24 protein-coding genes and 1 tRNA gene are annotated in these 25,557 nt (G+C 46.7%); 10 read left to right on the top strand and 15 right to left on the bottom strand.

Annotation, left to right across the window (positions count from 1 at the left end):
- Positions 1-44: 44 nt before the first annotated feature.
- From MSMTP_RS16590 to MSMTP_RS16580, 3 genes are all read right to left on the bottom strand, one after another.
- Positions 45-1,694, bottom strand: coding sequence for a VWA domain-containing protein (locus tag MSMTP_RS16590; protein ID WP_231582835.1), 1,650 nt, complete (start codon positions 1,692-1,694; stop codon positions 45-47).
- Between the two features lie 3 nt (positions 1,695-1,697).
- Entirely contained in the window at positions 1,698-3,197 is a 1,500-nt protein-coding gene (locus MSMTP_RS16585; RefSeq protein ID WP_369799609.1) for an AAA family ATPase, read from the bottom strand.
- A 446-nt stretch (positions 3,198-3,643) separates the two neighbouring features.
- Positions 3,644-3,904: a hypothetical protein gene (locus MSMTP_RS16580; protein WP_048181784.1), complete on the bottom strand. Its 261-nt coding sequence runs from the start codon at positions 3,902-3,904 to the stop codon at positions 3,644-3,646.
- 45 nt (positions 3,905-3,949) lie between these two features.
- Between MSMTP_RS16580 and MSMTP_RS16575 the strand changes: the two genes are divergently transcribed.
- The gene (locus MSMTP_RS16575) at positions 3,950-4,702 is read left to right on the top strand and encodes a HesA/MoeB/ThiF family protein (protein WP_048181782.1); all 753 of its coding nucleotides are present in this window, start codon (positions 3,950-3,952) and stop codon (positions 4,700-4,702) included.
- Between the two features lie 202 nt (positions 4,703-4,904).
- On the top strand, positions 4,905-5,888 hold the full coding sequence (locus tag MSMTP_RS16570) for a hypothetical protein (RefSeq protein ID WP_048181779.1): 984 nt from the start codon (positions 4,905-4,907) through the stop codon (positions 5,886-5,888).
- A gap of 119 nt (positions 5,889-6,007) precedes the next feature.
- On the opposite strand, the gene MSMTP_RS16565 is transcribed toward MSMTP_RS16570, so the two are convergent.
- A tRNA-Thr gene (locus MSMTP_RS16565) sits at positions 6,008-6,081 on the bottom strand.
- A gap of 230 nt (positions 6,082-6,311) precedes the next feature.
- Between MSMTP_RS16565 and MSMTP_RS16560 the strand changes: the two genes are divergently transcribed.
- The 4 genes from MSMTP_RS16560 to MSMTP_RS16545 all read left to right on the top strand — a co-directional run bounded on the left by MSMTP_RS16560 (position 6,312) and on the right by MSMTP_RS16545 (position 10,469).
- Positions 6,312-6,941, top strand: a complete 630-nt coding sequence (locus tag MSMTP_RS16560; RefSeq protein ID WP_369799608.1) for an aldolase — start codon at positions 6,312-6,314, stop codon at positions 6,939-6,941.
- Between the two features lie 292 nt (positions 6,942-7,233).
- Positions 7,234-7,842 carry a CDP-alcohol phosphatidyltransferase family protein gene (locus tag MSMTP_RS16555; protein ID WP_048181774.1) on the top strand — a complete coding sequence of 203 codons (609 nt, stop codon included), beginning with the start codon at positions 7,234-7,236 and terminating at the stop codon, positions 7,840-7,842.
- Positions 7,843-7,961: 119 nt separating this feature from the next.
- Positions 7,962-8,402: an archease gene (locus tag MSMTP_RS16550; RefSeq protein ID WP_048181771.1), complete on the top strand. Its 441-nt coding sequence runs from the start codon at positions 7,962-7,964 to the stop codon at positions 8,400-8,402.
- 612 nt (positions 8,403-9,014) lie between these two features.
- Positions 9,015-10,469 carry an RtcB family protein gene (locus MSMTP_RS16545; protein ID WP_156153928.1) on the top strand — a complete coding sequence of 485 codons (1,455 nt, stop codon included), beginning with the start codon at positions 9,015-9,017 and terminating at the stop codon, positions 10,467-10,469.
- A gap of 156 nt (positions 10,470-10,625) precedes the next feature.
- Here the strand turns inward: MSMTP_RS16545 and MSMTP_RS16540 are convergent, their stop codons facing one another.
- From MSMTP_RS16540 to mtrE, 10 genes are all read right to left on the bottom strand, one after another.
- Positions 10,626-11,723 carry a hypothetical protein gene (locus MSMTP_RS16540; protein WP_048181765.1) on the bottom strand — a complete coding sequence of 366 codons (1,098 nt, stop codon included), beginning with the start codon at positions 11,721-11,723 and terminating at the stop codon, positions 10,626-10,628.
- 230 nt (positions 11,724-11,953) lie between these two features.
- Positions 11,954-12,076 carry a hypothetical protein gene (locus MSMTP_RS20260; RefSeq protein WP_255350989.1) on the bottom strand — a complete coding sequence of 41 codons (123 nt, stop codon included), beginning with the start codon at positions 12,074-12,076 and terminating at the stop codon, positions 11,954-11,956.
- 1,188 nt (positions 12,077-13,264) lie between these two features.
- On the bottom strand, positions 13,265-14,212 hold the full coding sequence (gene mtrH / locus MSMTP_RS16535) for a tetrahydromethanopterin S-methyltransferase subunit H (protein ID WP_048181762.1): 948 nt from the start codon (positions 14,210-14,212) through the stop codon (positions 13,265-13,267).
- A gap of 13 nt (positions 14,213-14,225) precedes the next feature.
- Positions 14,226-14,444 carry a tetrahydromethanopterin S-methyltransferase subunit MtrG gene (gene mtrG / locus MSMTP_RS16530; RefSeq protein WP_048181757.1) on the bottom strand — a complete coding sequence of 73 codons (219 nt, stop codon included), beginning with the start codon at positions 14,442-14,444 and terminating at the stop codon, positions 14,226-14,228.
- Between the two features lie 13 nt (positions 14,445-14,457).
- On the bottom strand, positions 14,458-14,682 hold the full coding sequence (locus MSMTP_RS16525; RefSeq protein WP_048181752.1) for a tetrahydromethanopterin S-methyltransferase subunit F: 225 nt from the start codon (positions 14,680-14,682) through the stop codon (positions 14,458-14,460).
- Entirely contained in the window at positions 14,682-15,404 is a 723-nt protein-coding gene (gene mtrA / locus MSMTP_RS16520; protein WP_048181750.1) for a tetrahydromethanopterin S-methyltransferase subunit A, read from the bottom strand. Before mtrA ends, MSMTP_RS16525 begins: the two co-directional genes overlap by 1 nt.
- A gap of 1 nt (position 15,405) precedes the next feature.
- Complete coding sequence (locus MSMTP_RS16515) at positions 15,406-15,732, bottom strand: tetrahydromethanopterin S-methyltransferase subunit B (RefSeq protein ID WP_048181746.1); 327 nt, start codon at positions 15,730-15,732, stop codon at positions 15,406-15,408.
- Positions 15,729-16,532 carry a tetrahydromethanopterin S-methyltransferase subunit MtrC gene (gene mtrC, locus MSMTP_RS16510; protein ID WP_048181742.1) on the bottom strand — a complete coding sequence of 268 codons (804 nt, stop codon included), beginning with the start codon at positions 16,530-16,532 and terminating at the stop codon, positions 15,729-15,731. The genes MSMTP_RS16515 and mtrC overlap by 4 nt, the downstream gene beginning before the upstream one ends.
- A gap of 1 nt (position 16,533) precedes the next feature.
- Entirely contained in the window at positions 16,534-17,256 is a 723-nt protein-coding gene (gene mtrD, locus MSMTP_RS16505) for a tetrahydromethanopterin S-methyltransferase subunit D (protein WP_048181739.1), read from the bottom strand.
- Positions 17,253-18,170, bottom strand: a complete 918-nt coding sequence (mtrE, locus tag MSMTP_RS16500) for a tetrahydromethanopterin S-methyltransferase subunit E (protein WP_048181735.1) — start codon at positions 18,168-18,170, stop codon at positions 17,253-17,255. Before mtrE ends, mtrD begins: the two co-directional genes overlap by 4 nt.
- A gap of 907 nt (positions 18,171-19,077) precedes the next feature.
- Between mtrE and MSMTP_RS16495 the strand changes: the two genes are divergently transcribed.
- The gene (locus tag MSMTP_RS16495; protein ID WP_369799607.1) at positions 19,078-19,833 is read left to right on the top strand and encodes a sugar phosphate isomerase/epimerase family protein; all 756 of its coding nucleotides are present in this window, start codon (positions 19,078-19,080) and stop codon (positions 19,831-19,833) included.
- 295 nt (positions 19,834-20,128) lie between these two features.
- Here the strand turns inward: MSMTP_RS16495 and MSMTP_RS16490 are convergent, their stop codons facing one another.
- The gene (locus MSMTP_RS16490; protein ID WP_048181731.1) at positions 20,129-22,051 is read right to left on the bottom strand and encodes a sodium:solute symporter; all 1,923 of its coding nucleotides are present in this window, start codon (positions 22,049-22,051) and stop codon (positions 20,129-20,131) included.
- 403 nt (positions 22,052-22,454) lie between these two features.
- Between MSMTP_RS16490 and wtpA the strand changes: the two genes are divergently transcribed.
- From wtpA to MSMTP_RS16475, 3 genes are all read left to right on the top strand, one after another.
- The gene (gene wtpA / locus MSMTP_RS16485) at positions 22,455-23,540 is read left to right on the top strand and encodes a tungstate ABC transporter substrate-binding protein WtpA (RefSeq protein ID WP_048181728.1); all 1,086 of its coding nucleotides are present in this window, start codon (positions 22,455-22,457) and stop codon (positions 23,538-23,540) included.
- 163 nt (positions 23,541-23,703) lie between these two features.
- Positions 23,704-24,522, top strand: a complete 819-nt coding sequence (locus MSMTP_RS16480) for an ABC transporter permease (RefSeq protein WP_048183882.1) — start codon at positions 23,704-23,706, stop codon at positions 24,520-24,522.
- On the top strand, positions 24,509-25,555 hold the full coding sequence (locus tag MSMTP_RS16475) for an ATP-binding cassette domain-containing protein (RefSeq protein ID WP_048181724.1): 1,047 nt from the start codon (positions 24,509-24,511) through the stop codon (positions 25,553-25,555). Before MSMTP_RS16480 ends, MSMTP_RS16475 begins: the two co-directional genes overlap by 14 nt.
- Positions 25,556-25,557 lie beyond the last annotated feature (2 nt).

Genomic DNA, 25,557 nt, shown 5'->3' with positions numbered 1-25,557 from the left:
CTATCATAATTTCATTTTTGGAAATCGCACTGATACTAGCGTTTTCACCTGTAAACCGGTGCTCCGATTGCTTTTACAAACCTGGCCGGGCTTTCCCACACCCCCCAGTTTTCAGTATTCCGGATGATGTATGTGTGGTCCGAGACCTGTTCAAGCCCGCCTTCGTTGTTGTTTCCGATGATTAGGGAAAAGATGCGGGCATTTCGTTCTTTTTTTATTTCGTTCCATTCCCGGATCAGGGGCTGTTCCGAAAGTTCGGAGTAGCCGTCGGTTAGGAAGAGGAGGTCTGCTCCCCTGAAGGTGTTTTCCTCTTTCATGACTTTCAGGCCGGACCTGAGTGCGGTATTGAAGTCCGTGCCGCCTCCGAAGGTATGGCGGAGGAAGTCCAGGAACTCTGCTCCCATTCTCTTTTTGTTTGTCATTTCGATTTCGAAGCTCTGCCACTTTGAAGCAAAGAGGATTACCTTTACGTCCCTGCCTTCTTTGAGCATCCTCCTGGTCACTGCAAGGACGACGGTTTTGGCTAGGATCTCGGGACTTCCGCGCATAGAGGCTGAAGTGTCTACCAGGGCAACGACAGGTCCCCTCCTCTTTTTCCCTGCAGCGTCGGAGTTCCAGTTTTTCCCCCTTAGCTGGTAGGTCAGGAGTTTTCCCTCGAACATATCAGCATAGAACTTGCGCTTCAGGAGGGGGTTTTTGAGTTTTACGGCTTCTACAGGGAGCATGGTCTGGATTTCGTTTGAAAAGGTGACCGCATGAACCTCACTTTTGCTGTGGGGAGAGAGGATAAGTTTTTTTGATCCGTATTCGAGCTCGATCCTTCCCACCTGCTCCAGGATTTTCCTGAGGTCGGAACTCTTTCTAAGGAGGGAGGCGTATTTTTCGAGGTTTCCGAAATATTCCCTGTGGAGGGCTTGCAGGGAGTCGCTCCACATCCTGCCTGGAAAGAGCATGGAAAGCATCTCCAGAATTTCCAGGTGGTCTTCAAGGGTTGAAATAAACTCCTCAAGCGGGACAGCTATCCTTTCTTCAACAACGATGTCCAATGCCTGCCCCGTTTTTTCATTTTCCATGAACTTTCGGGTCATGGATTCCAGATTTTCGCTCCCCGGGCTTTCCCTGTATTTCGGGTTTTGCCGAATGTTCCGTTCGTCCCAGGTGGAGCAGGTTTCTTCGATCAGGGCTTTCAGGACTTTCAGGGCTTTTTCCAGGTTTTTTTGAAGACTTTTTGTAATTTCTTCCTCGATTTCCTCATAGTCCCCTATAAGGGTGAAAATCCCCTCAAGGAGGGTTTTCAGGACAAGAAGTCCGGCCATATGATTACTGCCTGCAAGGGCTTTGAGGTCTTCCCATGCCTGGAAGTTTCTCATGCTCAGAAGAAGGGGGTAAAACACCCCGAACTTTTCCATAAAGCGTTTTTCGTCCTTTATTTCGTACTCTTTCCCTGAAAAAATCTCGTAAACAAGGACCTCTGCAATGTCTTCCCTGAGGGGACGGGGGACCTGTCTCGGTGTTGAAAGGAATCCTCTCAGTTCGGTGTTCAGGACTTTTGCGGGGTTGAAGTCCCGTTCAAATTTGAAGGAGGATTCCGATTTGAAAAAGGATTCCGAGCTGGAAAGCTTTGAGTAAATTCTCCCTCTGTTTCCTGTTTCCTGCATGGCTTTCACTTCTTCCCGGACTTTCCTGACAGGCAAGGTTCAGGCTGCTTCTCCCACAGTTTCCAGTTCGATGTCAAAGACCTTCGGCTTTTCCAGGACTGCCCTGATTTCTTTCAGGTGGTTTGCGATTTCATAGATGTCCGTATTCTTGGAGCGGTATTTCATCAGGATTTCCCTGCTGTCCTGGGCTGAGACCCAGATGTTCTCTTCCAGGGTTTCTTCCAGAGCCCGCTCCTCTGCCTGTACCTGCCGCCTGAAATAATCAAGCCTTTCTTCCAGGTTCTCGTACTCTTTCTCATACAGTTTCTTTTCCCCGTAGTCCAGGCTGAGTTTGAACTCAAATGCATATTTCCTGCGCAGGAGCTCCACTACCGAGTCGAAGTTCAGGGAACTGTTAAGGTTGTTATAATCAAGCCCCACCCCGTATGTATGGTTCGGGAATTCGAGATAGTGATTTAGGAAGTCAAGGGTACTGGAAAATGTGAGGCTCTTCTGGCTTTTCATCCCGGTAAATCTGGAATGCCTTGCGGTGCTGGCTGCTTTTTTCTCCTCTTCGTAACACTTGGTGCAGGACACGAGGTCCGGAAGTTCCTGTTTCAGGCAGCCGTAAATGGCGCTTTTCAGGTCGAGCACGTCCTGCTTCAGTTTCCCGGTATCCGTGCCTCCCGAGACCACCTTGTCCAGGATCAGTTTCCTTATCGTTTCTTTTTGTTCGGGCAGGTCCCAGAGCATGTGCTGGAGCAGGACTACAGTCATCCTGCTGACACTCTGGTGTCCGTTCGCGGCAGAGGCGACCCTGAGAACGTTTACGATATTCTTCCAGCGCCTGTCCGAGATGAAGATGTTAGAGTTTTTCAGTTCTCGCCTGAGCCCTTTGATTATCGTCCTGACCTCGGGATCAACGGGCAGGTGCCTGGATTTTTTCCGGATTTCCTTTATGTCCCCTACTGCCAGTTTTGTCGAGGGGGAGAAGTCTTCCGTGTTTTCAAAAATCAGGTCTTCCAGGTTTTCATCATGCTGGATGTAGTCAACACTGTACCTGAAGAGGAAACGGTCGTAAAGAGCCTCGAGACTTTCGTCCTCTTCGGGTAGTTCGTTGGATGCTCCAAATACTGAAAAGAGTGGTACGTCCAGGACCACCTTGCCGTTGTGGTACTTGCGTTCATTAAGGATAGTGAGCAGACTGTTCAAAATGGAGCTGTTTGCCTTGAAAATCTCATCCAGAAGTGCAATGTGGACTGTGGGGAGGTAGCCATCGACATTCCGGCTGAACTCGTCCCTTTCGAGCGCCTTCAGGGAAAGGGGACCGAAAACTTCTTCAGGAGTGGAAAAACGAGTCAGAAGGTAGTGGAAGAAATTTCCTCCCACAATCGTCTCGCAAATTTTGTTGGCAAGCAGGGTCTTTGCAGTCCCTGGCGGCCCCAGGAGTAATACGTGCTCCCCCGAAAGCAGAGCCAGCAGGGATCCATTTATTTCGGCATCCCGTTCCTTGAAATACGTTGAGAATTCCTGTTTAATGTCAAGGATTGTGTTTTTCAAATCAGAAACCTTCATAATACTTTGTTTTGAATATCCCGTTTTTGGCTTTAGGGAAAGGTGTTGAAGTTGGGGATTTTTGAAGTCCCCTGTCAAAACTGATTTTGATATTAAGATTGGATTTAATATTGAACTCAAAGTTGATATTGAAATTAAGCCGACGTTGAAACACCCACAGGTTACGTAAGCACGAAAGTAACCAACCTGGATATCTGATATTGAAACTGATCTGATATTGAATCCAATCCGATGCTTGAATGTGAAGTTAGCATTGGTTTTTATGTGATACTCATGTTATCGGTACGGCTTGAGCCTGAAATTGGTTTTGATGCTTGAGTATGAAACTGGTTTAATGCTTAAGCATGAACCTGGAAAGGGCTTGAAGTTGGATTCTACCTTTTTTATGAGCCTGACCTTAATTAATTTTTCCAAAAAAATGTTTAGATTTTTCATATCTTCGACAGTTCCGGTTCTTTTGCAGTCCCTATGTAATATTTTTTAACTTCCTCTTTATTTTTATTGACCTCCCAATATTTCACTTTCAATATTCCCTCACCACTTTTCAATTGCTTCCTCTCAATGTTCCAATTGCTTCCTCTCAATGTTCCAATCTCAATGCTCCCTTCCATACTTCCTTTTCTGCCGAAGAATCTATGAGGAAAGCTATCAATGATTATGTGAAAAAGGTCCTGAACCGGGATGAATTTCATATCTCGTAAAAGGCAGGTAAAAATCAATCTTAAAGGTGGCTTTACATGGATGATTTTGAACGTGAAAAATACAGCCGGCAGATTCTCCTTTTCGGGGAAGAGGGTCAGGAAAAGCTGAAAAATGCAAAGGTGTTCATTGCCGGGGTAGGCGGGCTCGGATCTCCGGTTTCCACATATCTGGCAATTTCAGGGATTGGTAAAATAATAATTGCGGACTTTGACTGCGTGGAAGCAAGTAACCTGAACAGGCAGTTCCTTCATCATGAGAAGGACATCGGCAGGGAGAAGGTAGAATCCGCAAAGGAAAAGCTCCTGGCTATGAACCCTGGAGTCGAAATAGAGGTCATAAGAGAAAAGCTAACCGAAGAAAACGCAGATTCAACGGTTCCTGGTTGCGACCTTATCATAGATGCCCTTGATAACTTTGAGGCAAGGCATATTCTGAACAGGCTTGCGGTTAAAAGAAAGATCCCTCTCATCCATGGAGCAATTTCCGGGTATACGGGGCAGGCGACGACAATAATCCCTGGAAAAACCCCCTGCCTTTACTGCATTTTCCCCGGGGTTTCCGGAAAGGAGATCTTCCCTGCGGTCGGGACAACTCCCGGAATAATAGGTTCGATTCAGGCGAATGAAGCTATTAAGTATATAACCGGCCAGGGCAAGCTCCTCGAAGGGCGTCTTTTGATGTGGGACGGTCTCTTCTGTTCTTTAACCGAGATCAAGCTTGCAAAAAGGAATAATTGTCCGGTCTGCGGGGGACTGATGGGCGAAATTCCGGAAAGTGATATTGGGTGAAGATACTATCGTAAGGCAAATAATCGATATTGGATTATTAAGTGATATTTGATTCTAAACTGGTTTGGTGAAGGACTAATACTGGATAATGAACTGATCTCAAGTAAATAAATGATGTTGGGGAGGTCTTCTAAATTCTTTTTTTGGCATGTTAACTAATTTTATATATTGTGGTCGATATATCTCCTAGGGGGTATGTTGGATGAAGCCGAATGCTTGGAAAGTTGGGCAGAAAAGTGATTCCCAAAGAGACAATCCCGGTTTGAATGTTCAGGATTATTATGGCATCGTTCCGGCAAGTTCCTCTGTTTCCTGTTCTTTTCCCCCGGGAGTTCCCTACCTTGACCTCAGTATTTTCCGGGAGTCAGGGGTAAAATCTCTCATAAAAAAACGCAGTAAAGATATGTACCGGTTGCTGCAGGATGTCCGTTTTGATGGAAAGTACTACCGGGTAAAATGTGTAAAATCCGCCGGATGGGTGTGTTGCTGGGACCTGGCAGTTAGGGTCGAGTTTTTCGGAAAAATGCAGGGGGTTACCATTTATCCGAAGCGCAAAGTGCTCAAAGCCGAAAAAAGGATTGTGTACAAATCCCTTATCCTGGTGAATCCTTACGAACTCTGGGAAGAAGAACTGGTCAGCAAGTTCTGGAATATCCAGGAACGGCTTGAGTACCTTATCGCCAGAATCCTCTTTCACGAATGCATTCACGTCATGATTGCTCTCGGGAAAATCCTGCCGGCAGGTTTTGGGGAAACGGACATTTTTCTTGAATTCAGGAAGGTACTGGAAACCGCAAACTCGGAAAAACTGGGGGTAGAACGCCGGGAAGTCCAGTTCCGTCTCTGGAACCTCGCCGTGTTTGGCTCTTCGGACGAGGATAATGGGGAAGAACTGTTCATGCGTGTCCTGGAAATTTATGAATTTCTTCTCAATGAAAAATACAGCACCCAGAAAACCGGTAAAGCGTTTGGCTGCCCTCTGGGCAATAAAAAAGTAGCCAGAAAATATTCCTGGATGGCAGCTGTGAAGGCAGGAGGCAGTCGTCAGGTTGAAAAAAATGTCTGGGAAACTGAGTCCCGAAGACTTCGCAGGGCTCTGATTACGTTGTTTGATGCGATTGATAGGGAATCTAGGTCTGAACGGAAAAAGCTCCCGGAAATAAAGCCGCAGAAAAACAAAGATTGAAAAAAATTGAAAACTATAGAGGTTGACAGGAAGAATAACTGAAATTAAAATGAGCATGTCTGATACGAATAAAATAAGAATGAAAGAAGCCGGAAGGCTTCAAACAAAAAGCAAATACAAGCCCCGTGCGAGATTCGAACTCGCGACCTAGTGATTACAAGTCACTCGCTCTACCGGGCTGAGCCAACGAGGCACGATGAAAGCGCTTGCAGACTTATCTAAATACAATACTCACAGATAAATCTTATGGCAGATTTTCGCTGCTCTGTCCCCAGTATTTTCTACTCTTAGCTTTTCCTTATTTTCTGTTTTTTTGTTTTCCCAGCTTCTTTTCCTTTTCCTGCCTTTTTTCTTTTCCTTTTCCTGCCTTTTTTCTTTTATTTTTTCCCTGTTTCTTTTAAGGTTTCTATCTCATAGGGTTGGGTGCGGCGCATAAAACTTATGGCACTCTTCCGCTATACTTTGCCTAAGATGTGGAAGGAAATCGCAAAATACGGACGCAAGTTGGTGGAACACGGGCTTGTAGAGTCCCATTTCGGGAACATCAGTGTCAGGGCGGGAGACCGGATGATTATTACCAGGAGTGGATCTGCCCTTGATGAGATTACGGAAGACAGTGTTGTAGAGGTTGGGATCGAGGAGACCTCTTCCCTGGACCTGATAGCGTCCTCGGAGACGGTGGTGCACCGGGAGATTTATCGGAGGACTCCTGCCCTTGCAATTATTCACGCCCACTGCCCTTATGCGGTGGTGGAGTCCCTGCTGGCGGGAGCAGGCGGGGCAATAGAGCCTGTAGACAGCGAGGGACAGTACTTTCTGGGAGAAATCCCTGTGGTTAAGGGAGGTATCGGAAGCAGGGAGCTTGCGGAAAACACGGCGGAAGCGCTTTCAAAGCACAGGGGTCTTGTGGTCTACAGTCATGGGACTTTTGCTGTGGGAAGAGTCCTCAGTGAGGCTTACGTCGTGACCACGCAGCTTGAGCATTCGTGTAAGGTGAAGTATCTCTATGAACTTGCAGTGGATAAGCCCGGGAATTGCAGGTCCAGGGGATAAAAAAAGTACACTTATCTGTACTTATTTACACTCGTCTACGTCGTCTACGTCGTCGATATCTCGTGCCTCCCTCGCCTATACTTTTCTGTACAATGTTTGCTTGTGTTGTTTATATAAAGTGTACATTCTTCTGGATGTAAACGTAAGTATAAATATAACAAGATAGGTAAAGACAGAAACATCACATGTCAAAACTATCCAGATCGGCATACGAAATAGGAAAGTTGCGTATTTTTTCCTGTGGCAGCTTTCCATCACGGATATTAAAAAATAAAAAAGATTTCTGAGTACCATGACGTTCGATGCACTGAGACCCTTCGCCTCAAAAGTTATTGAACCGCTGGCAGACCTTTTCATCCGGAAGGGTATCTCTCCTGATGTGGTTTCCATAGCTTCCCTTATCTGTGCCTTTATTGCGGGGCTCTGCTTTTACTACTCCCCGGCAGCCCGGGGTCTCGTCCTTCTGGCGGGTATCTTCGTTGTGCTGAATTCTGTCCTGGACGCCCTGGACGGGGCGGTTGCTCGGAAGTCAAATAAGGCCACTGCCAGGGGAGATTTCCTGGATCATGTTATCGACCGCTATTCGGATGTCTTTATTATCTGCAGCATCTTTTTTGCAGGTTACGTACCCTGGCAGATCGGGGTTGCGGCAATCGTGGGTGTGCTGCTGACAAGCTACCTGGGGACCCAGGCTCAGGCCCTTTCTCTTGGAAGGTACTACGGAGGGATCATGGGCAGGGCTGACCGTCTGGTGGTTATCATACTCTCTGCCTTTGTAAATTTTGCCTACCCGGCTACCATCGCTGGCTTTTCTATCCTGGGCTGGGCCGTTACCCTGATTGCATTGACCAGTCACATCACGGCTTTTCAGAGGATACATTACATCTGGAACAGGCTGTAAACTAAGGTCTCTTTTCAGTTCTTCCGGAAACTTTTCCGGGAATGGATATTTCCACCCTGAGTAAAAACAGGCTCATGAGGCGGATAAACTTAATGTAACACAAAACCCAATACAGGACTATGCCGCCTCAACCTGAGCAGTACGAATACCTTGAACATACGGCAGATGCGAAATTCAGGGCGTATGGAAAAACCCTGGAAGAAGTCTTTGAAAATGCCGCTCTTGCCATGTTCAACGTGATGATTGACACTAAAAAGGTTCTTGTAGAGACCTCGCTGGAAGTTTCCCTCAAATCCCCGGGCCTGGATACCCTGCTTATTGACTGGCTTTCCGAACTTCTTTTTCTCTTTGAAGTGGAGGAAACCATCTTCGGAGAATTCAGGGTAGAGGAGATCAGGGAAGAGGAAGGCGAATACTCTCTGAAAGCCCGGGCATTGGGGGATAAATGGAACCTTGAAATCCATCCCTTCGAAACCGAGATCAAGGCGGTTACCTACAACCAGCTCGAACTTGAAAAGACGCCTGGGGGTTGGGTGGCTCAGGTGGTTGTGGACCTTTAACTGGCGGCTTTTTAAGGTTCCAGAGGCTTGATAATACCTTCTCCGGTTCATGGATGAATGAAGCCCCTGATAATCCTGGATTGTCCACTTTTCTACCCACTTTTTTGTCCACTTTTTTGTTCACTTTTTTGTTCACTTTTTTGTTCACTTTTTTGTTCACTTTTTTGTTCAGGTTTCTTTCATACAGCACCATATTCATATTTTCCTTATGTAAATCATTATCATTACGTCTTAGAATCATTGTATTAAGGAACAAACCATTGACCTGAGAATTATTGTACGGAAAATGCCCTTATGAATGACTGTACTACAAAATCATTGTCTCATGGAATTTTGAATTTCAGGTTAAAATCATTGTCTCATGGATTATTGGACTATGGAACCTAAGCTCCTAGGCCCCTTTGAGAAATCTGTCCTGGGAGCTGGTTGCAGGCAGTCCGGGTGTGGGTAGAAGAATTCCAGAGACGCAAGTCCGGGGAAGCATAATTATAAAAGCCAGAGGAGAGGTGGATTATAAATATGAAAGCAAATGAGGAGACAGGATCGGAATATGGAGGATTGGAGAGCGCGGGTTCGCAAAGTGAAGGGACAGAAAGTGCAGGCCCGGAAAGTATGCTTACGAGTGTGAGGGGCATGGTCCGGAAGCTTTCCGAAAACAGCTGGGAAATCCCTGTCGGGCACACTCCCGGAATGCAAGTCCCGGGGCGCCTTTTTGTGTCCGAAAAACTGCTTGCAAGCATCGATCCGGGCACAATTGACCAGATTGCAAATGTGTCAACTCTTCCTGGAATTCAGAAATATTCTATGGCTATGCCGGATGCTCACCTGGGATACGGCTTTGCCATCGGCGGGGTCGCGGCCTTTGATAGTGAAGAGGGGATTATCAGTCCCGGTGGAGTGGGCTTTGACATTAACTGCGGAGTCCGTTTGATAAAGACGAACCTGCAAAAGGAGGAGGTGGTCCCTCATATTAAGGAGCTTACGGACGGCCTTTTCAGAAACGTCCCCTCCGGAGTCGGGTCAAAAAGCCGGATCAGGGCTTCTGATAAAGAGCTGGATGATGCTTTCCTGCATGGGGCAAAGTGGGCTGTGGAATCAGGGTACGGTGTGGAAGCCGACACCGAGCACTGTGAAGGGAACGGGTTCCTTGAAGGGGCAGATCCCGTATATGTTAGCGATAAAGCCCGGAAGCGAGGGAAACCCCAGTTCGGTACTCTGGGAAGTGGGAACCATTTCCTGGAAGTTCAGTATGTGGACGAGATTTATGATCAGGGGGTGGCTTCGGCTTTCGGGCTTGAGGAAGGGCAGGTCACTGTCATGGTTCACTGCGGGTCCAGAGGTGCCGGGCACCAGATTTGCACGGACCACCTTCAGACCTTGTCCCAGGCTGTGAAGAAGTACGGCATACAGATCCCTGATAAGCAGCTTGCCTGCGCCCCTGCGCAGTCAAAGGAAGCTCAGTCCTACTTCAAGGCAATGCTCTGTGCCGCAAATTATGCCTGGGCGAACCGGCAGGTTATCACTCACTGGACAAGGGAAACTTTTGAACAGGTTTTTGGCAGGGACTCCGATGAGCTTGGGATGGACCTTCTCTACGATGTTGCCCATAACGTGGCAAAACTCGAGGAGCATCTTATCGAAGGCAGGAAAAAGGAAGTGTATGTGCACAGGAAAGGAGCTACCCGGGCCTTTCCTCCTGGTCATCCGGAGGTCCCTGCAGCGTTTAGGGATGTCGGGCAGCCTGTTTTGATCCCTGGTAGTATGGGGACTGCTTCCTACATTCTCTGCGGTACGAAAGAGGCTATGGATATCTCTTTTGGAAGCGCTTGTCACGGGGCTGGCAGGGTCATGAGCCGGGCGCACGCCAAGAAGGAATTCAGGGGAGAGAGCATAAAGGAGAAACTTGAAGCCATGGGGATTACGGTAAGGGCCACACACCCGTCCGTTATTGCAGAAGAAGCCCCCGACGTTTACAAGTCGAGTAGTGAGGTGGTAAATGTAGTGCATGAACTCGGGATTGCCCGGAAGGTTGCACGTGTTCTGCCTCTCGGGGTGGCAAAAGGCTAATCCCTCTCCTATGCAGTAATCCTTTGGACTGATCTGGTCTTAAAGGTGGTTTTTTTAAATATAGGTTTTTGGGGGGGGACTTCCTGCTTCGGGCGAAGTTTCCCTTTTTTGGGATCGTTTTTTGGGTTTAAGATAATTTTCTGGATTTTTTTGGGTTTAAGATAATTTTTGGGAGTCATAACCATTGATAGGTCCGGATTCTTCGTTGAACCTGAACACTATCATGCTGGCATAAGATGCAGGTTCAAAAGGAATGCCTTTTTCTTTGAATATGTTGGAGAAATATTCCACAAGGTTGGAGATTACCTTTTCATTTTTAAAGTCGTGGAAGATCGTCACGGATTCCTTCCCGGGTTCCAGGTAGAGTTCTATGTTCTTGACAAGCTGGGTTGCCAGGTACATTCTTTTGAATGCAATAAGCAGGTCGGGTAGGGTCATTTCGTTTAAGGACTGTTTGCACAGGCGTTCCAGGATTTTAGTGGGGTTCGGAGCATCCCCTGCGGCAAAGGTTTCAAACTGGTTCCTGTGCAGGGTCACGAGGTTATATCTTTCCACGTTGTAGGTGTACATGAGCTGTGTCCAGAACTCGGTATTGTCGTCGAGCTCTTTGCACACGATATCAAGGTACCCGAAGTGCTTCCTGATCCCGGGCATGGTTTCACTCGGGGAAACAGATAGGTTCTTTTTGAAAGAGATCTGGGTAGAATTAGCTCTCCGGAAAATGTGTTCTACATCGAGTTGCACCCATTTTGCCAGGAAATGGGCCACAAGCTGGGCAAAAAATTCCCGGTTGTTTACCGTGGAGTTTGAAAAAATGACAAGGGCGGAATCAGGGTTATTGATGTTTTCACATTTGATTGAAGTCCTGATGGGCCATTGGTAGCTCCGGGCAGCCCGGTTGAGATACCCTTCAAGTTCTTTCATATTCTGAACTTCAAAAGGATTTATCAGTTCATTTACCAGTTCTTCTTCCGTAAGCCTGCCTTTGGTGTACCTAAAGAGCCATTCGAGCATTGTCTTGTTTATAACAATATTTTCTCCACTCTGGATTGTGTCGTTTATCTCTTCTCTCGACGGAGCTTCTTTCAAAAATTTGATTGCCTCGTCAATGCTGTTATGATATATAAGCGCAGTATCGGCAACCGCAATTGTATCCCTTATTGCAGCACTCAGGTTCCCGTCATTGGCGTCCAGAAGTGGCTGTAATTTTTTAAGATATTTGTCATCAAGGGATATATTTTTTCGAATCAGCATTTTACCACCCAACACAATAATGCAGCTTTTGGTTCTCTATAAATCAATATGTAGTGTTTTGATACCTTATGTTGCGGTCCACAACTAATGTCCTGAACGAATCAGCGTTAGCTTTTAATTAATTCGATCCGGACACTGGATTTAAAGAACCAATTGTTCCAAAATATATTTACAAAATACTAAAAATCTTTTGCTTTTTCCCTCTAATATTGATGAAGTATTATTGAATATTAAATCTTTCTATTTAGTGCTATTTTTTGAGAACTTTTATCAAAAGGCATTATTGATAAAATTGGTCCTAATGTAGCCTGCGTTTTTACTGCAAAGGCCAAATCTCCTTCTCTTCCTTCCATTTTGTAGTAAGCTGGAATATTAATTCTTGTGACTTCTGTACTATCAAAATCTTCGAAGATATTATTAGTGACACTTGAAAAAATATTTGATATCAAATTCACAATTTACTATTTATGTGTGTTATGATAGTCTATCTCTTGTGAATAAATGCAAAATTGGGATGTGAATTGGGGTTCGCATTCCAGTTGAATGAAGTGGACGTGGGGTCTGAATGAATGGGGTTGTAAGGAGTGTGAACATACGTTTGCATACCTTTGCAGAAGTGGGGTATAGGTTTCTTCCCTTCTCTAAGTGTGCCTCAATTCTTTGTTGTTCGTAAAGTTCCTCGGACAATGGAGCTTGGCCCTCTACGTAAACAGCGGGTTTGGGAGTGGATTCGCACAATTCCTGGCCGGATGCTGGCGATTTTCCGGTCAGCACTCGGTCAGGTTACACATTACCTTAAATTGTCCCTGCTCTGCTGTTTTCAAATACGTCTCTATACTCTCCGGGAAAAGCGGGTTTCAAAAATTGATCGTTCTTCTTCTTCTTCTTCTTCTTCTTCTTCTTCTTTTTTGAATTTTCATAATTTTTTGAATTTTAATTTTTATAAAACATTTATACTTTTATTATCCTTCTCTTATCAACCAATTTCTAATGCTTTCTATATGTTCGTCTCAAACTTTGTGAATAAAGAGGGATATTGACATACAGAAACTGGAAATTCACAAATGATAACATAAAGATGTTCACGCCAGAATTCCACACAAAATGTATCGTAAGAATTCCACACAAAATGTATCGTAAGAATTCCACACAAAATGTATCGTAAGAATTCTACACAACATAGTAACAGAATTATAAAATAAACTTAAAAAGACTTATATTCGGCAGGTCGACATAATAATTTAGACATATTTCATGATGCCGTTTTTGAATTAATAATCTCTAACTGAAATCATTTGATAACGTTTACATATCTTGGAATCTCGGTCCATATATAACTAAGAGTATGTGTATGGAATCTACAGACATTGGATGTAATTTCTGAAATAAGGCGAAAAACGGCATCGTGAAAAATTATTCAGAATATGCAAGCCACCTGCCGAAAGCAAGAAAAGAGGTAAAAACAGAAGAAAAAGCAAAGGGAACATGTCCTCTTTGCTTTCCGGATGTTTTCATCCGTTTTTAAGATCATTTTTTTGAATTTATGTTAGCTGGTTGACCGGGTGGTTCTCCACAGCGATCTCGACGTCGAGTTCTTTTGCGGTTTCTCCGAGCATGATGTCGACCATTGCGACAGCCGGGAAGACCTTTTCGACATTCTCGATCGGACCGTAGAGGAGGTAGTCAGAACCTGCGATCTGGGCTACCAGGTTGGTCCCGATGTCAGAGGGCATGTAGATTGACTTCGGGTCAGGCTGAGTCTTCTTGAACTTCCTGAGCCAGTCCCATGCGGATGCCATGTTGTGGTATCCACCGCCTACAGGCAGGCCGAGCTTACCCTTGATGGTCGGGACTGAGCGGATTGTTGCGCCTGAGCCTGCACCGAGAGGCATTGCTGCTACGTCGATCAGGGGGGACGTGATCCCACATTCCTTGGCTATCTGGAGCATACCCTTGTCCTGTCCGGAACCACCGACTTCAAGGATGTCGAGTTTACCTTTGACGGTCGGGTCGGTTGCGTTGAAGGCCAGCACGATGGCAGCTTCCACATCGCTCTCCGTGAGAACGTCAATTTCGTCCTGTTCGATACTGGCGTTGATGGAGTTGTGGATTGCCCTGTCAGCTACACCGATTTCGGTACAGTACTGGGCAGCGGCTGCACGAACTTCTCCTGCTGAAGAGTCGATCAGGAAGGGGGTCTTGTCATCGATTCCGATGAACCAATCGATGTACTTCCTGATAGATTCAGGGGTTTCTCCCACAATCTGGTTCACGTAGGGGTTTCCTGTAGCGTCACTCAGTTCTACCTGGGTGTTCCACAGGGTTTCTGCTGCTGCTACGTCGAATAGTCCCTTGTCCTCGTCGGTCACAATCTTGTGCCTTGCGTAGAACATGGTACTGACTAACACGGTCGGGTACTCACCCGGCTGCCCGCCGAACTTGACTCCGCCAATTTCGAATACTTCCTGTTTCTTGTCAAACTTGAACATTTTGATCCCTCACTTATAAGAACATTGATGATACCGAGACATAGATCAGGAAGAGAAGCAGTCCGATCACTGCACCGTAAAGGATTCCAATGTCTCTTCCTACTTTCTTTCCTATTCTCTGCGCAACTTCACTGTTGACGAACTCGACTTTTTCATCGATCAGGTCAAGCCTCTTCAATACTTCACTAAACTCATCTGGATCTACAAATGCGGCTGGTGCTTTTCCATCCATATTATTCACCTCTTTAAAGACCCCAGATGATTAATGGGAGTATGATTACCATCACCAGTGAAAAGAGGAATCCAAGTGCGAAGCCGATAAGTCCGGTAGACATGACCCCGGAGTCCAGCTTCTGGTTCCTCGCAATCAACTGCGCTCTGTACCGGATGCTCTCAACAGTAGCATCGATTGCACCCATCTGGGGGTTAAGCACCATTGGGACGCCTTGTCCTTCTTCTGCCATTTTCATTACCTCCCGAGAAGTAATAACCCAAGCAGGGATATGGTCACAGTCAGTCCGATCATGGCACCTTCAACCTTGCCTGCGTGAATCCCTGAGTGGAACTTGTTCAGGTTTCCGATGTCAAGCATCCGGGCTTCAATACCCTTCAACCGGCTGCGGATTGTTGCGATTTCTCCCGAGACCGGTCTAACGACACCAACATCTTCTTCGCCTTCGCCTTCCTCGCTGATCTCAACGACCAGGGGTTCGGCATCGAAGGCTCCTGGGTCCTTTGAAACGAGTTCCTTTACTTTGGCAGTGATGACACCCATATCTTCGGTGTTCAGCAGTTCGACGGTCTCGACCTGTGCCTGGAAACGTTCAACTGCTTCAGGATTCAGGTTTTCGACATACGGAATGGCTCCGATTGCGCCTACGATCCTGTTTTCCTTCACACCGTTTTCGTGAAGGCTGAGCGCTGCCTGTCCTGTAATGTGCCCTTTAACTTCTGCTCCTGTTACGACCAGGTATCTGATGTTAGGGTTTGAAATTACGTGGGCAACGACCTTTTCTATACCAAGGTTCTCGGTTTTACAGGATCCTGTAATTGCTGCTCCGGCATCGAGTACCGGCTTGCCTGGAAGGTGTGATGCGCAGGTGATTACTGCAACACAGCCTTGCACGTCGCCGACTTCGTATTCACCTTTCAGGATTGGCCATCCCGGGGCTGGATCTCTTTTATCTACCATTTTAGATCACCCCTCCCATCAGGCTGTATATATATATGATCAATGCCAGCAGTCCGCTAAAAGCCAGGCCCACGATAAGTCCATAGAAGGAGTTCCCGTAGATTCCGGCCAGGTAAGAGGTGTTCTCACGTCCGGGCCAGGTGTTCAGGAGCGGCATGCTGGGTGATAGGGAGTTCACAAGGTCCCCTGAAATTGCTTCCAGTTTGTCCAGCCTCTCTAAAACCGGCTCCATGGAATACATAAGTGAGTCTGACCTTTCTTCTGCCACAAGGGCGGTGTCGGGGTCCAGAACCAGGTGTACTTCGGGGGCTATACGAATCATGCTCATTGTAGTTCCTCCTCACTGGGCAGAAGGCCGGTTCCAATCACTGCGTATGCGTCTCTCTTGACGAATCCGTAGTACTTGTTGAATGCCAGGTACCAGATAATGAGCCCCACAAGAATTGTGACAAAGGCAGGTCCAAGACCTTCGTTGATTGAGGATGCGAGACCTGCAATGATCATTGCGAGGGCTCCCTTCTCAACACCAACTATAAGGGTACGGTCCTGCTTTTCGTCGGGTCCGAGGTTTGCGTTGAAGGGGTGAAGGATTCCCATACCGCCGATGATGAAGATCATTGCGATAAATCCGGTTGAGACTACAGTATCAAGTACTGCTCCGTATTCGAAGGTTCCGGCAATGACGGTGCTAAGCCCGATGATTGCCAGGGTTCCTGCACCTGCAATTTCAACCATTGCCCGTTCCATAATCGGGATTCCCATTCCTATTACCTTGTTAGCAAGCACACCGATTATAGCACCGATGACTGCTGCTGAGATAAAGGATACGATTGGGCCTGCAATGCCGCCTATCGAAAGTCCGAAGAGGGCAGTGACAATACCCATGCCAAGGGAGATCATACCGATGGACGGAACCCCTGTACCAAGCCCGTAGCTTGCAACACGGCGGACCGCGTCAGCTCCCCAGACGATGGCACAGATTGCCGCGATGCCTCCAAAGAAGGAGAATGTTGCGGGCAGGAAGTGCGCCAGGTAAATTCCTATGAGTCCGCCTGCGGCACCGATTCCTATAATTGTGTTTGGAGGTAAGCCGCCTTTAGCTTCTCCTCCGTCTCCACCTGCAGACATTTTAGAGACCTCCAAGCTGTGAAATTGCGATTACTGCCACTAGTGCGCAGAAAATCGTTGCGACAAAGGATGAAATTACCGCTTTCGGCCACTTCTTCCACTTCGGGTCATGGAATCCTTCGATGGTACCTCCAATGTTGTATGAGGGGATCACAGCATTCACGAAGAAGATACCTACTGCGAAAATTGCCACAAGTCCGATCATGTTTGCATCGACTTCGGCGACTCCCATGCCGACCTTCAGAAGGGCGTAGTAGACGAGGGATCCACCAAAGCCACCAAGAGCTCCACCGATAACTCCACTAACAAAAGAGACTGTTGGGAGTCCGTGTCCTTCAGTTCCCTGGGACACATAAAGGTCCTGGCGGTCATGGGTTATGGGGTCTACTTTGACCTTTGCGGAAGAAGGCACACAGCCTACACCGTATACATAAACCCAGGTTCCCACTATCATGGTAACTGAGATCATGATCATGGCACCAACTGTGCCAGAGGCGAGAATCAGGGGAAGGTTGTCGACTACTTGCATCATGTACCCGGCACTGATAAGCCCGGTAAGTCCTGCCCCGGCTGCCAACTGCACTGTACCGGTTCCAATACCGGTTGCCTGGGCCATAGCTGCAGGCGCACCGCCCACAGGCACAAAGTGGACACTCCAGGAAATCAGCACACCGCCGATAACGACCAGGAACATCCATAAGAAGTTTGCTGCGAGGTCAATCATGCTGCTGCCTCCTCTTCAGACTTGTCTTCCTTGTAAGGTCCGTAGTTGTTGCGGGCAGCAACTTCAATTTTCCTGTTCCAGATAATTAAGATAAAGACAATGATAATCCCTGCAACAGCAGAGAGCCATCCCTGTGCGATGCTTACTGCGGGATCAAAAACAGTTGTTACCCAGCTGCCCAGGAAAACGGTCATACCAAAAGCGATACCTGTTACAGGTCCACCGAATTTTGCACAGAACCATGAGTTGTCGTACCCGTTTCTGAGCCCGGATTCTGCAAACCTTACAATGTTACCGGAGTTCGAAGCGTTCAGACCTGAACCGAATTCGAACTGCTGGAATTCACGCTCTGCGCCGTAGTGGACGTCACCGGTGGACGACCCTATTGCACCTATCGTGATTCCCCAGATAAAGGCTAGCAGGGGCAGAGGGAAGGGGTGTCCGAGGACAACGTTCATCATGTACGAAATGATCAGGACACAGAACGTCGTTATGAACGCATATGCCATGATTACAGGGGTGTGGCTCCGGATCATGTCCAGGTATACCGGCTGCTTGAAACGGCTCTGACTGGCAGCCCTGCCCATTGTAGAGGTCATGGCGTAAGTGCCGTGGACACATGCTGCAATGAGGGCACCGATAACCAGTGCAAAGAGCGGAGACAGATTGAATTCACCCATTAATACTGCCGCGCCGGTTGCACCAATTGCACACATTAGTGCGTTTGATGGTGGTTCACCAGAAACAGCTTTGTTATAAATTCGATGCGGAAACATCATTTGGGGAGCTAACTGGACCTGCGAGTTCGGGTTACTCTGGGACCCTACATCGGATTCGAGGTCTTCTGAGGCACCTGCAATGGTTGCAGCTACGCCCATAAGTGCCAGTACTCCCATGCCTATGAGTGGTTCCATTCATTTTCCTCCTTTACTTTTATTAACATGTTAATAAGTTGGATTCAAAAAAACGCTGTACTTTTTTTTGGAATCGTTGGCCATATCATTGCAAAGAAAAATGATGATGACTAGCGTTATTTTTGGGATTAGAGAGAATCATTCATAAACCTTTCGAAATATGTAGGCATTTAAAATATTATTATAGGATTATATAATATACAATCATTTTTATATGATGTATGTAGCAGGAAAAGTGCACTAAATGCTAAATATATATAAAAAAACATATTATACTCCTTTCAATATCATATAAAGATTGCGATATTGATATGGGCCAATCCATTTTTTTAATCCAAGTTATATAATTCTCATTTTTATTTAAAACAGTTTCTTCCGAGCTTTTATTTTTTATATATTCATTCCTTATAATTATTTTCAACTTTATATTTTTTCTTAGACTTTTATGCTTACTGTGCGTCCAGATCAAATGTATTTACCACATGCCATACTATCCAATATATGTTGCATTGTTGATATATATTTCTCAAGATTTCCCCTGTAAATATATATACTTTTTTTTAAATATATCTATAAATTATTTTAATCTGTTTACGGGGTAACACTTTATTATATATAAATACGTTGCCAGTGGTAAATTTTTGCAAGTAGACCTTTTTGTATGTTTTTCTTGTGGTTATTTTATGTTTTTTCTGTGACTTTTCCATGGGACTGCCCTGTTGCCCGGGTGGAATCGCGCGGCATTTTGTAATCTTTTTATGTTTAGTTGGAACCCCTCCGGAGTCTTCACTCTCAAATGTCCGGGTCAGGGCCGGGCAAAAATATTATTATATTTTATTTTCCTTCTTTTTCTGTGATTCTCGGAGCCTCATCCTTTGCAGCTACCCCTGCTGAACTAAAGGGAAATGTGAATTCAATAGAACTGTATATCCCTAAGCTCGGGGTTTATTCCGGCAGGAAGCTGGAAAATGAAAAGTTGAACCTGATACTTGACGAGCTATCAGTATACGAATTTGCAAGCACCATTCATGCTCCTTATTTTGCGCCGGACCCTAACTATCCCGGGTCCCTCCAGGTAGATACTGCCTGCATGGGAAAACGGGAGTTTTCCCTCATGGATGGGTCCATAGCCCTTGCAAACCGGATCGGGGCCGGGGTTGTTGTACTGCATCCGGGGAGGATCGGACAGGACCGGGAAAAGGCTTTTTCTTCAATGGTTGAAAACCTCAAGGTGCTCGCTTCCACTGCCGAGGACCAGGGGGTCATGCTGGGGCTGGAAAATAAGGAAGGTACTGACCCTTACAACCTCTGTTGCAAAGCCGAAGAACTTGCACGTGCGGTTGAGGCCGTAAATTCCGGGTCCCTGAAAGCGACGTTCGATATAGGGCACGCAAACCTTACCTGTGGGGGGGACCCTGAAAAACTCCTGAGTTTTGTGGAAACCCTGAAAGAACATATCGTCCACCTCCACGTACATGATAATGGGGGCCAGTGGACGGAAACGTATGATGGGGATGAGCACATGGCTCCCGGAAACGGCTGTGTAGACTTCTCCGTGCTGAACCTGCTTTCCGGGTATAAAGGTGTCTACAACTTTGAAGTTTTTTCAATGGAAGACGTCCTTCAGGGAAAAAAGACTCTGGAAAATATCCTGAAGCTCTGAATTGCCTTTCCGGAATAAGATAGGGATCCCGATTTTAACAGATATATACTATTATAAAATAAGTTAAGAGAAAATAAGTTAAGAGAAAATAAGTTAAGAGAAAATAAGTTAAGAGAAAATAAGTTAAAAGAAAATAAGTTAAGAGAAAATAAGTTAAGAGAAAATAAGTTAAGAGAAAATAAGTTAAGAGAAAATAAGTTAAGAGAAAATAAGTTAAGAGAAAATAAGTTAAGAGAAAATACAAGTTGTGAATAAAATAGGTTAAGAGCCGATTGCGGCTCTTTTTTCAGGTGCCTTAATAGAAGTCCAGGGAGACTCCTTTCTGGCCCATAACGTTTTTCAATTCTTCATAAGCCGTAAACAGCTCTTTTTTCTGCCTGCCCACGGTCTCAAGTCTGGGCTCGGCTTTGAGCCAGATGTCCCTGTCGCCGCTGCCCCTTGTTACTGTAACACAGGAGAGCATATCCCCGTGGGTCAGCCTGTATACCGAGTCCTGTCCTGTAGGAGTGACCCAGGCTGGAGATACGGATTTCAGCTTTTCAACGAGTTCGTGCCAGCTGAGGGTGTCAGAGACCCGGAGGTTCAACTGAAGATGGGAGCGTTCACCTGTGACTTTTTCTTCGACGTTCCCGAGGAAGGAGCTGTATACAGGATCCATTTCATTGATTTCCCTGGCTTCGTAGCGAGCAAGGGACTGGGCTTCCTCCTCGAAGAAGGGGGCGAGGTTGACTCTGCTTGAGGGTTTTGTCATCAAAGAAACTCCGAAGAAAGCGACAGCGCTCAATGACATGCCCAGAATGACTCCGTGGCTCATAAGGGCCGGGTGGATGCCTTCAAGATAGGTGGCTGCCATGGGTGGGGCTTCCATTGTGTAGTCAAGGAGTACAAGCCCTATTTGAGACACTCCTCCGACTACCATGGATACTAGAGCGCCTTGCCTTGTTGCTCTCTTCCAGTAAAGCCCTCCCATGAGGGGGAAGAAGTAAGAAGCGCTGGCAATGAAGGTTGCGATGTGAATTGCTTCGATGATGCCCTGTATGTAGAAAGTGCCCGCACACGCCCCAAGCACGATTATGAGCACGCTAATACGGTTTACGACCAGCATCTCCTTCATGGTGGCATCCGGTTTTATGTACCTCTGGTAGATGTCCCGGGAAAGGTTGGAGCCGCCGGAGGTTGCGAAAGTGTCGGCATTGGACATGGCAGCAGCGGTAAGTCCGATCGCGCTGAGGGTGATCAGGAGGGGAGATGCGGCAAATCGTTCGTTAATGAAGGTTAGAAGGGCAGGTTCGGCAAGTGCCATGCCTGCAGGAAAGCCCATAGCTGCGATTTCGGGGTATATGGCATTGAGTGCGATTGCAATCACCGCACAGGACCCGAAGACCACCAGGATCATGAAAGCTCCCAGGATCATTCCCGTACGTGCAGATTTTTCATCCCTTGCAGCCCAGACCTTTTGCCAGGGGTCCTGCTCGGAAATCCATCCCGGAATGATGGCCAGGATATAAATAAGGACCAGCGGCAGCCCGATTGAGAAGGGATTCCACCAGCCGTCAGGCACGTTTCCGAGAAGTTCGGAGTTGCTTATTGCAGTGGTCCCCAGGCCTCCGTCGGCCACCGTACCCACGGCGGCAAAAGCCATTGCTATGGTAAAGATCGCAAGGATAGTAAACTGGATTACATCTGTCCAGACAACGGCCGAAAGTCCTCCCAGGGTGACATAAATCGAAACAACAACAGCGATTAAAGCCACGGCATATATTTTGTCAAGCCCGTAGAATATCTGCAGGACCATAGCAAGTCCCTGGACATCAGCTACGGCAAAAAGGATCATAACAACTGCAATGACCAGGGCGATAGGCATCCTGATCGAACTTCCATAACGCTGTTCTAGGAGTTCGGGCTGGGTGATTGCGGGGAGATTTTTTATCTTACCCACAAGCAATGCAATTAGCAGGAGAGCAATGATGTTCGGGGCCACAAAACCCCAGATCGAGCCCATCCCCAGCAGCATGTAAAAACCAATGACTGCAAGAATCCCACCTGCGGTGATCCAGGATGCAGCTGCTGAAAACCCGACTCCTGTGGGCCCTATTCGGCGCCCAGCGAGCCAAAAGTCAGTAACGGATTTCTGTTTTTTATTGAAGTACCAGCCAATGCTCACAAGTCCTGCTAAATAGACCGTGAGCAGCGCCAAGAAGATCTGATAACTGTCCATAATGACACCTTCAAAATAAAAACCTAATGTATGTGGTTATTGTGTATAGTTGTGTGTATAGTTGCTATGTGCTTGTGTGCTTATATGAAAGTCCACAAATGTACACTTTTTAATAGTCTGTGATATATACACTTTAATATTATCTTTATGTAACTTTCTATGTAAGTGAACTTTTACTTATATCATCTTATTTATTTATTCCTTTTTGTCTCCCGTTCCCATTTTTTTGTTTATTTTTCAAGCAAATTTGCGTTTTTCTTCTTTTTTCGTTCGTTTTTATCCGACCTTTTCGTTTTCCTTCTGTCTGTCATAAGTTTCCGGTAGCATTTGGGGTATTCTGCAGGAGGTTCCGTTATATCTGCGCAAAAAGTTTATTAACCGTTGTATTCATGATGACATATCAATGTCATCCAGAAGAGATATCTACAAATTACTGGTAATTTTTACAGTCCTTTCTGTTACTTTTTTTGGACTTGGCTGTGTTGATTCCTCCTCCGACGAAGCCGGTGGGGCAGAGGTAAACGGTACAGGCGCAGGTCCTGCTGAAGAATCCTCCATCCTTAAAGTTTTCCATGCCGGAAGCCTGGGAGTGCCTTTCGAGGAACTTGAACAGGAGTTTGAAGCACAAAATCCGGGCGTGGATGTCCAGAGGGAAGCTGCAGGTAGCGCAAAATGTGTCCGAAAAATCACCGAACTCGGGAAAAACGCCGATATCCTGGCATCAGCTGACTACAACCTGATCCCTACGATGATGATGCCCGAGTATGCAGACTGGTATGCAGCCTTTGCCAAGAACCAGATCGTTATCGCTTACACGAATGATAGTAAGTATAGTGATGAGATAAATGCTGACAACTGGTATGAAATTCTCAGGAGACCGGATGTACGCTACGGTTTTTCCAACCCTAACGATGACCCCTGCGGGTACAGGACCCAGATGGTAACCCAGCTTGCGGAACTCCAATATGAGGATGACCAGATCTATGATGACCTTATCATTGATTTGACAGGAATGACCGTTACTGAGGAAAACGGTATTTATACCGTACATGTCCCCGAATCCGAAGCAATCGATCCAGATACCTCTAAGATCATGCTCCGGAGCATGGAAGTGGAACTTTCTTCAGCCCTGGAAATGGGGGAGATTGATTACTTCTACATCTACCGGAGTGTTGCTGTCCAGCACGGTTTCAACTTTGTTGAACTTCCTGAAGAAATCGACCTTAGTTCTATTGAATACGCGGACAACTACGGCAAAGTGCAGGTTGAAAGGGCTAGCGGGGAAATCGCCACTGGTGCCCCTATAGTATACGGAGTCACAATTCCGACGAATGCCGAGAACCCTGAGCTTGCAACTGAATTCGTTGAACTTCTGCTCGAAGAGACCGGACAGCAGATCTTTATCGAGAATGGTCAGCCTCCGATCGTGCCCGCAGTTGCCGGCGGAAAAGAAGCCATGCCTCCTGCTCTCCAGGCACTCGTAGAATAAAGACGAATTGTTGTGTGAATGTATATTTGCGTCTGCATGTTTGTGTACGCACTTTGTGTATGAACGTTTACATACGCATGTTTGTGTGAATGCATATAATAATGCAATTCATTGAAAAACGGGGAAACCCATAACAAGCAAAACGACAGTAAAAAGGATGAATATGAAACCCGTAGCCAGGAAGTCTAAAAAACTCGAGCCTTTGATTTCCGTTTTTTCCTTTTTACTGCTTGTTCTTTTCCTTTTTATTTCCGTTACCCTTGCAAACATGATCATTGGCCAGTTACTGAACGATTTTCCTGGCCTGGTCAGAACTGCAAAAAACAGTTCGGTTATGAGCTCAATTTTTCTCTCTCTTTATGCAGGTTTTCTTGCTACTCTTATAGCCCTCTTTCTCGGGGCTCCCACGGGCTACATCCTGGCAAGGTTTGATTTCCCGGGAAAACGCCTTGTTGAGAGTATCATCGATGTTCCTGTTGTAGTCCCGCATACGGTTGCCGGGATTGCGCTCCTGACGGTTTTCGGATCCCGCGGGCTTATAGGCGGCCCGCTCGAACCTTATGTCCAGTTTAGGGATGCTCTTCCAGGCATAGTGGTTGCAATGCTTTTCGTGTCCGTGCCCTACCTTGCCAATTCCGCAAGGGAAGGCTTCAAAAGTGTTAACCCAAGGCTTGAAAAAGCGGCCCGTTCTCTGGGTGCTCCTCTCTGGAAAGCCTTTTTCCTTGTAACTCTTCCCCTCTCGGCCAGGCACCTTCTTGTGGGAGCTATCATGACCTGGGCCAGGGCTATCAGTGAGTTCGGGGCTGTTGTAATCATCGCCTACTATCCGATGATAGGACCAACCCTGATCTACGAGCGCTACATATCATATGGGCTTTCGGCATCAAGGCCAATTGCAGTTCTCCTGATCCTTATAACCCTCACAATCTTTATAGTAATCAGAATACTTTCTGCAGGCTGGAGCATATATGATAGAGATTAAAGCCCTTTCCCGAAAATGGAAAACTTTTGCCCTGGATTCTCTGGACCTAACTATCCGGGACGGAGAGTATTTCGTAATCCTCGGGCCCACAGGTTCCGGAAAAACCTTACTCCTTGAACTTATAGCAGGTTTCCACCGCCCGGATTCTGGAAAAATCCTGATCAATGGAAAGGACGTTACGGACTTATCTCCGGAAAAACGCAACCTGGCTTTTGTGTACCAGGACTATTCCCTTTTTCCCCACATGACCGTTAAAAAGAACATCGAATTCGGGCTGAAGATGAAAAAACTCAAAGCTCCCGAAAAGTTAATGGAAATTTCGGAATACCTTAATATTTCCCACCTGCTGGAAAGGCATCCTCTAAACCTTTCTGGTGGGGAACAGCAGCGGGTGTCCCTTGCCCGGGCTCTCGTTACAGATCCTGAAATCCTCATGCTGGACGAGCCCTTGAGTGCCCTTGATCCGAGGACACAGGATAGTGCCCGGGAGATGCTTTTGAATGTGCACCGGAAGGGTAAGCTGACCGTGCTCCACATTACCCACGACCAGACCGAAGCCCGGATCATGGCAGATAAGGTTGCGGTGGTTATGGACGGAAAGCTTGTACAGGTGGGTACGCCGGAAGAAGTCTTTGAAAAACCTGCAAACGACGTGATCGCTGATTTCGTAGGTTTCGAGAATGTCCTGAAAGGCAGGGTACTTTCCTGTGAAGAGGGCCTCCTCCGGATCGAAGCCGAAGGAACGGTGCTTGAAGCTGCCGGGGAGGTGGAGGTCGGGAACATGGTACATGTCGGCCTGAGGCCGGAAAACATAGTTTTAAGTAAGACCTTCACACAATCCAGCATCAGGAACTCACTGAAAGGCATGGTGATAGAGGTTCAGAGCCTGGGCGCACTTGTGCGGGTGCGGATGGATTGCGGGCTCCTCCTGAACGCACTGGTAACCCGGCAGTCTGCCGAAGAAATGGAGCTAGCTCCCGGGGTGCCTGTTTATGCCCAGTTCAAAGCTTCTTCTATCCATGTGCTCCGATGAGG

Origin of the sequence: Methanosarcina sp. MTP4, assembly GCF_000970045.1 — an archaeon.
In the GTDB taxonomy this organism is placed as follows: Archaea; Halobacteriota; Methanosarcinia; order Methanosarcinales; family Methanosarcinaceae; genus MTP4.
Note: the sequence above shows the minus strand (reverse complement) of the source record. Positions and strands in the feature narration are given on the sequence as shown.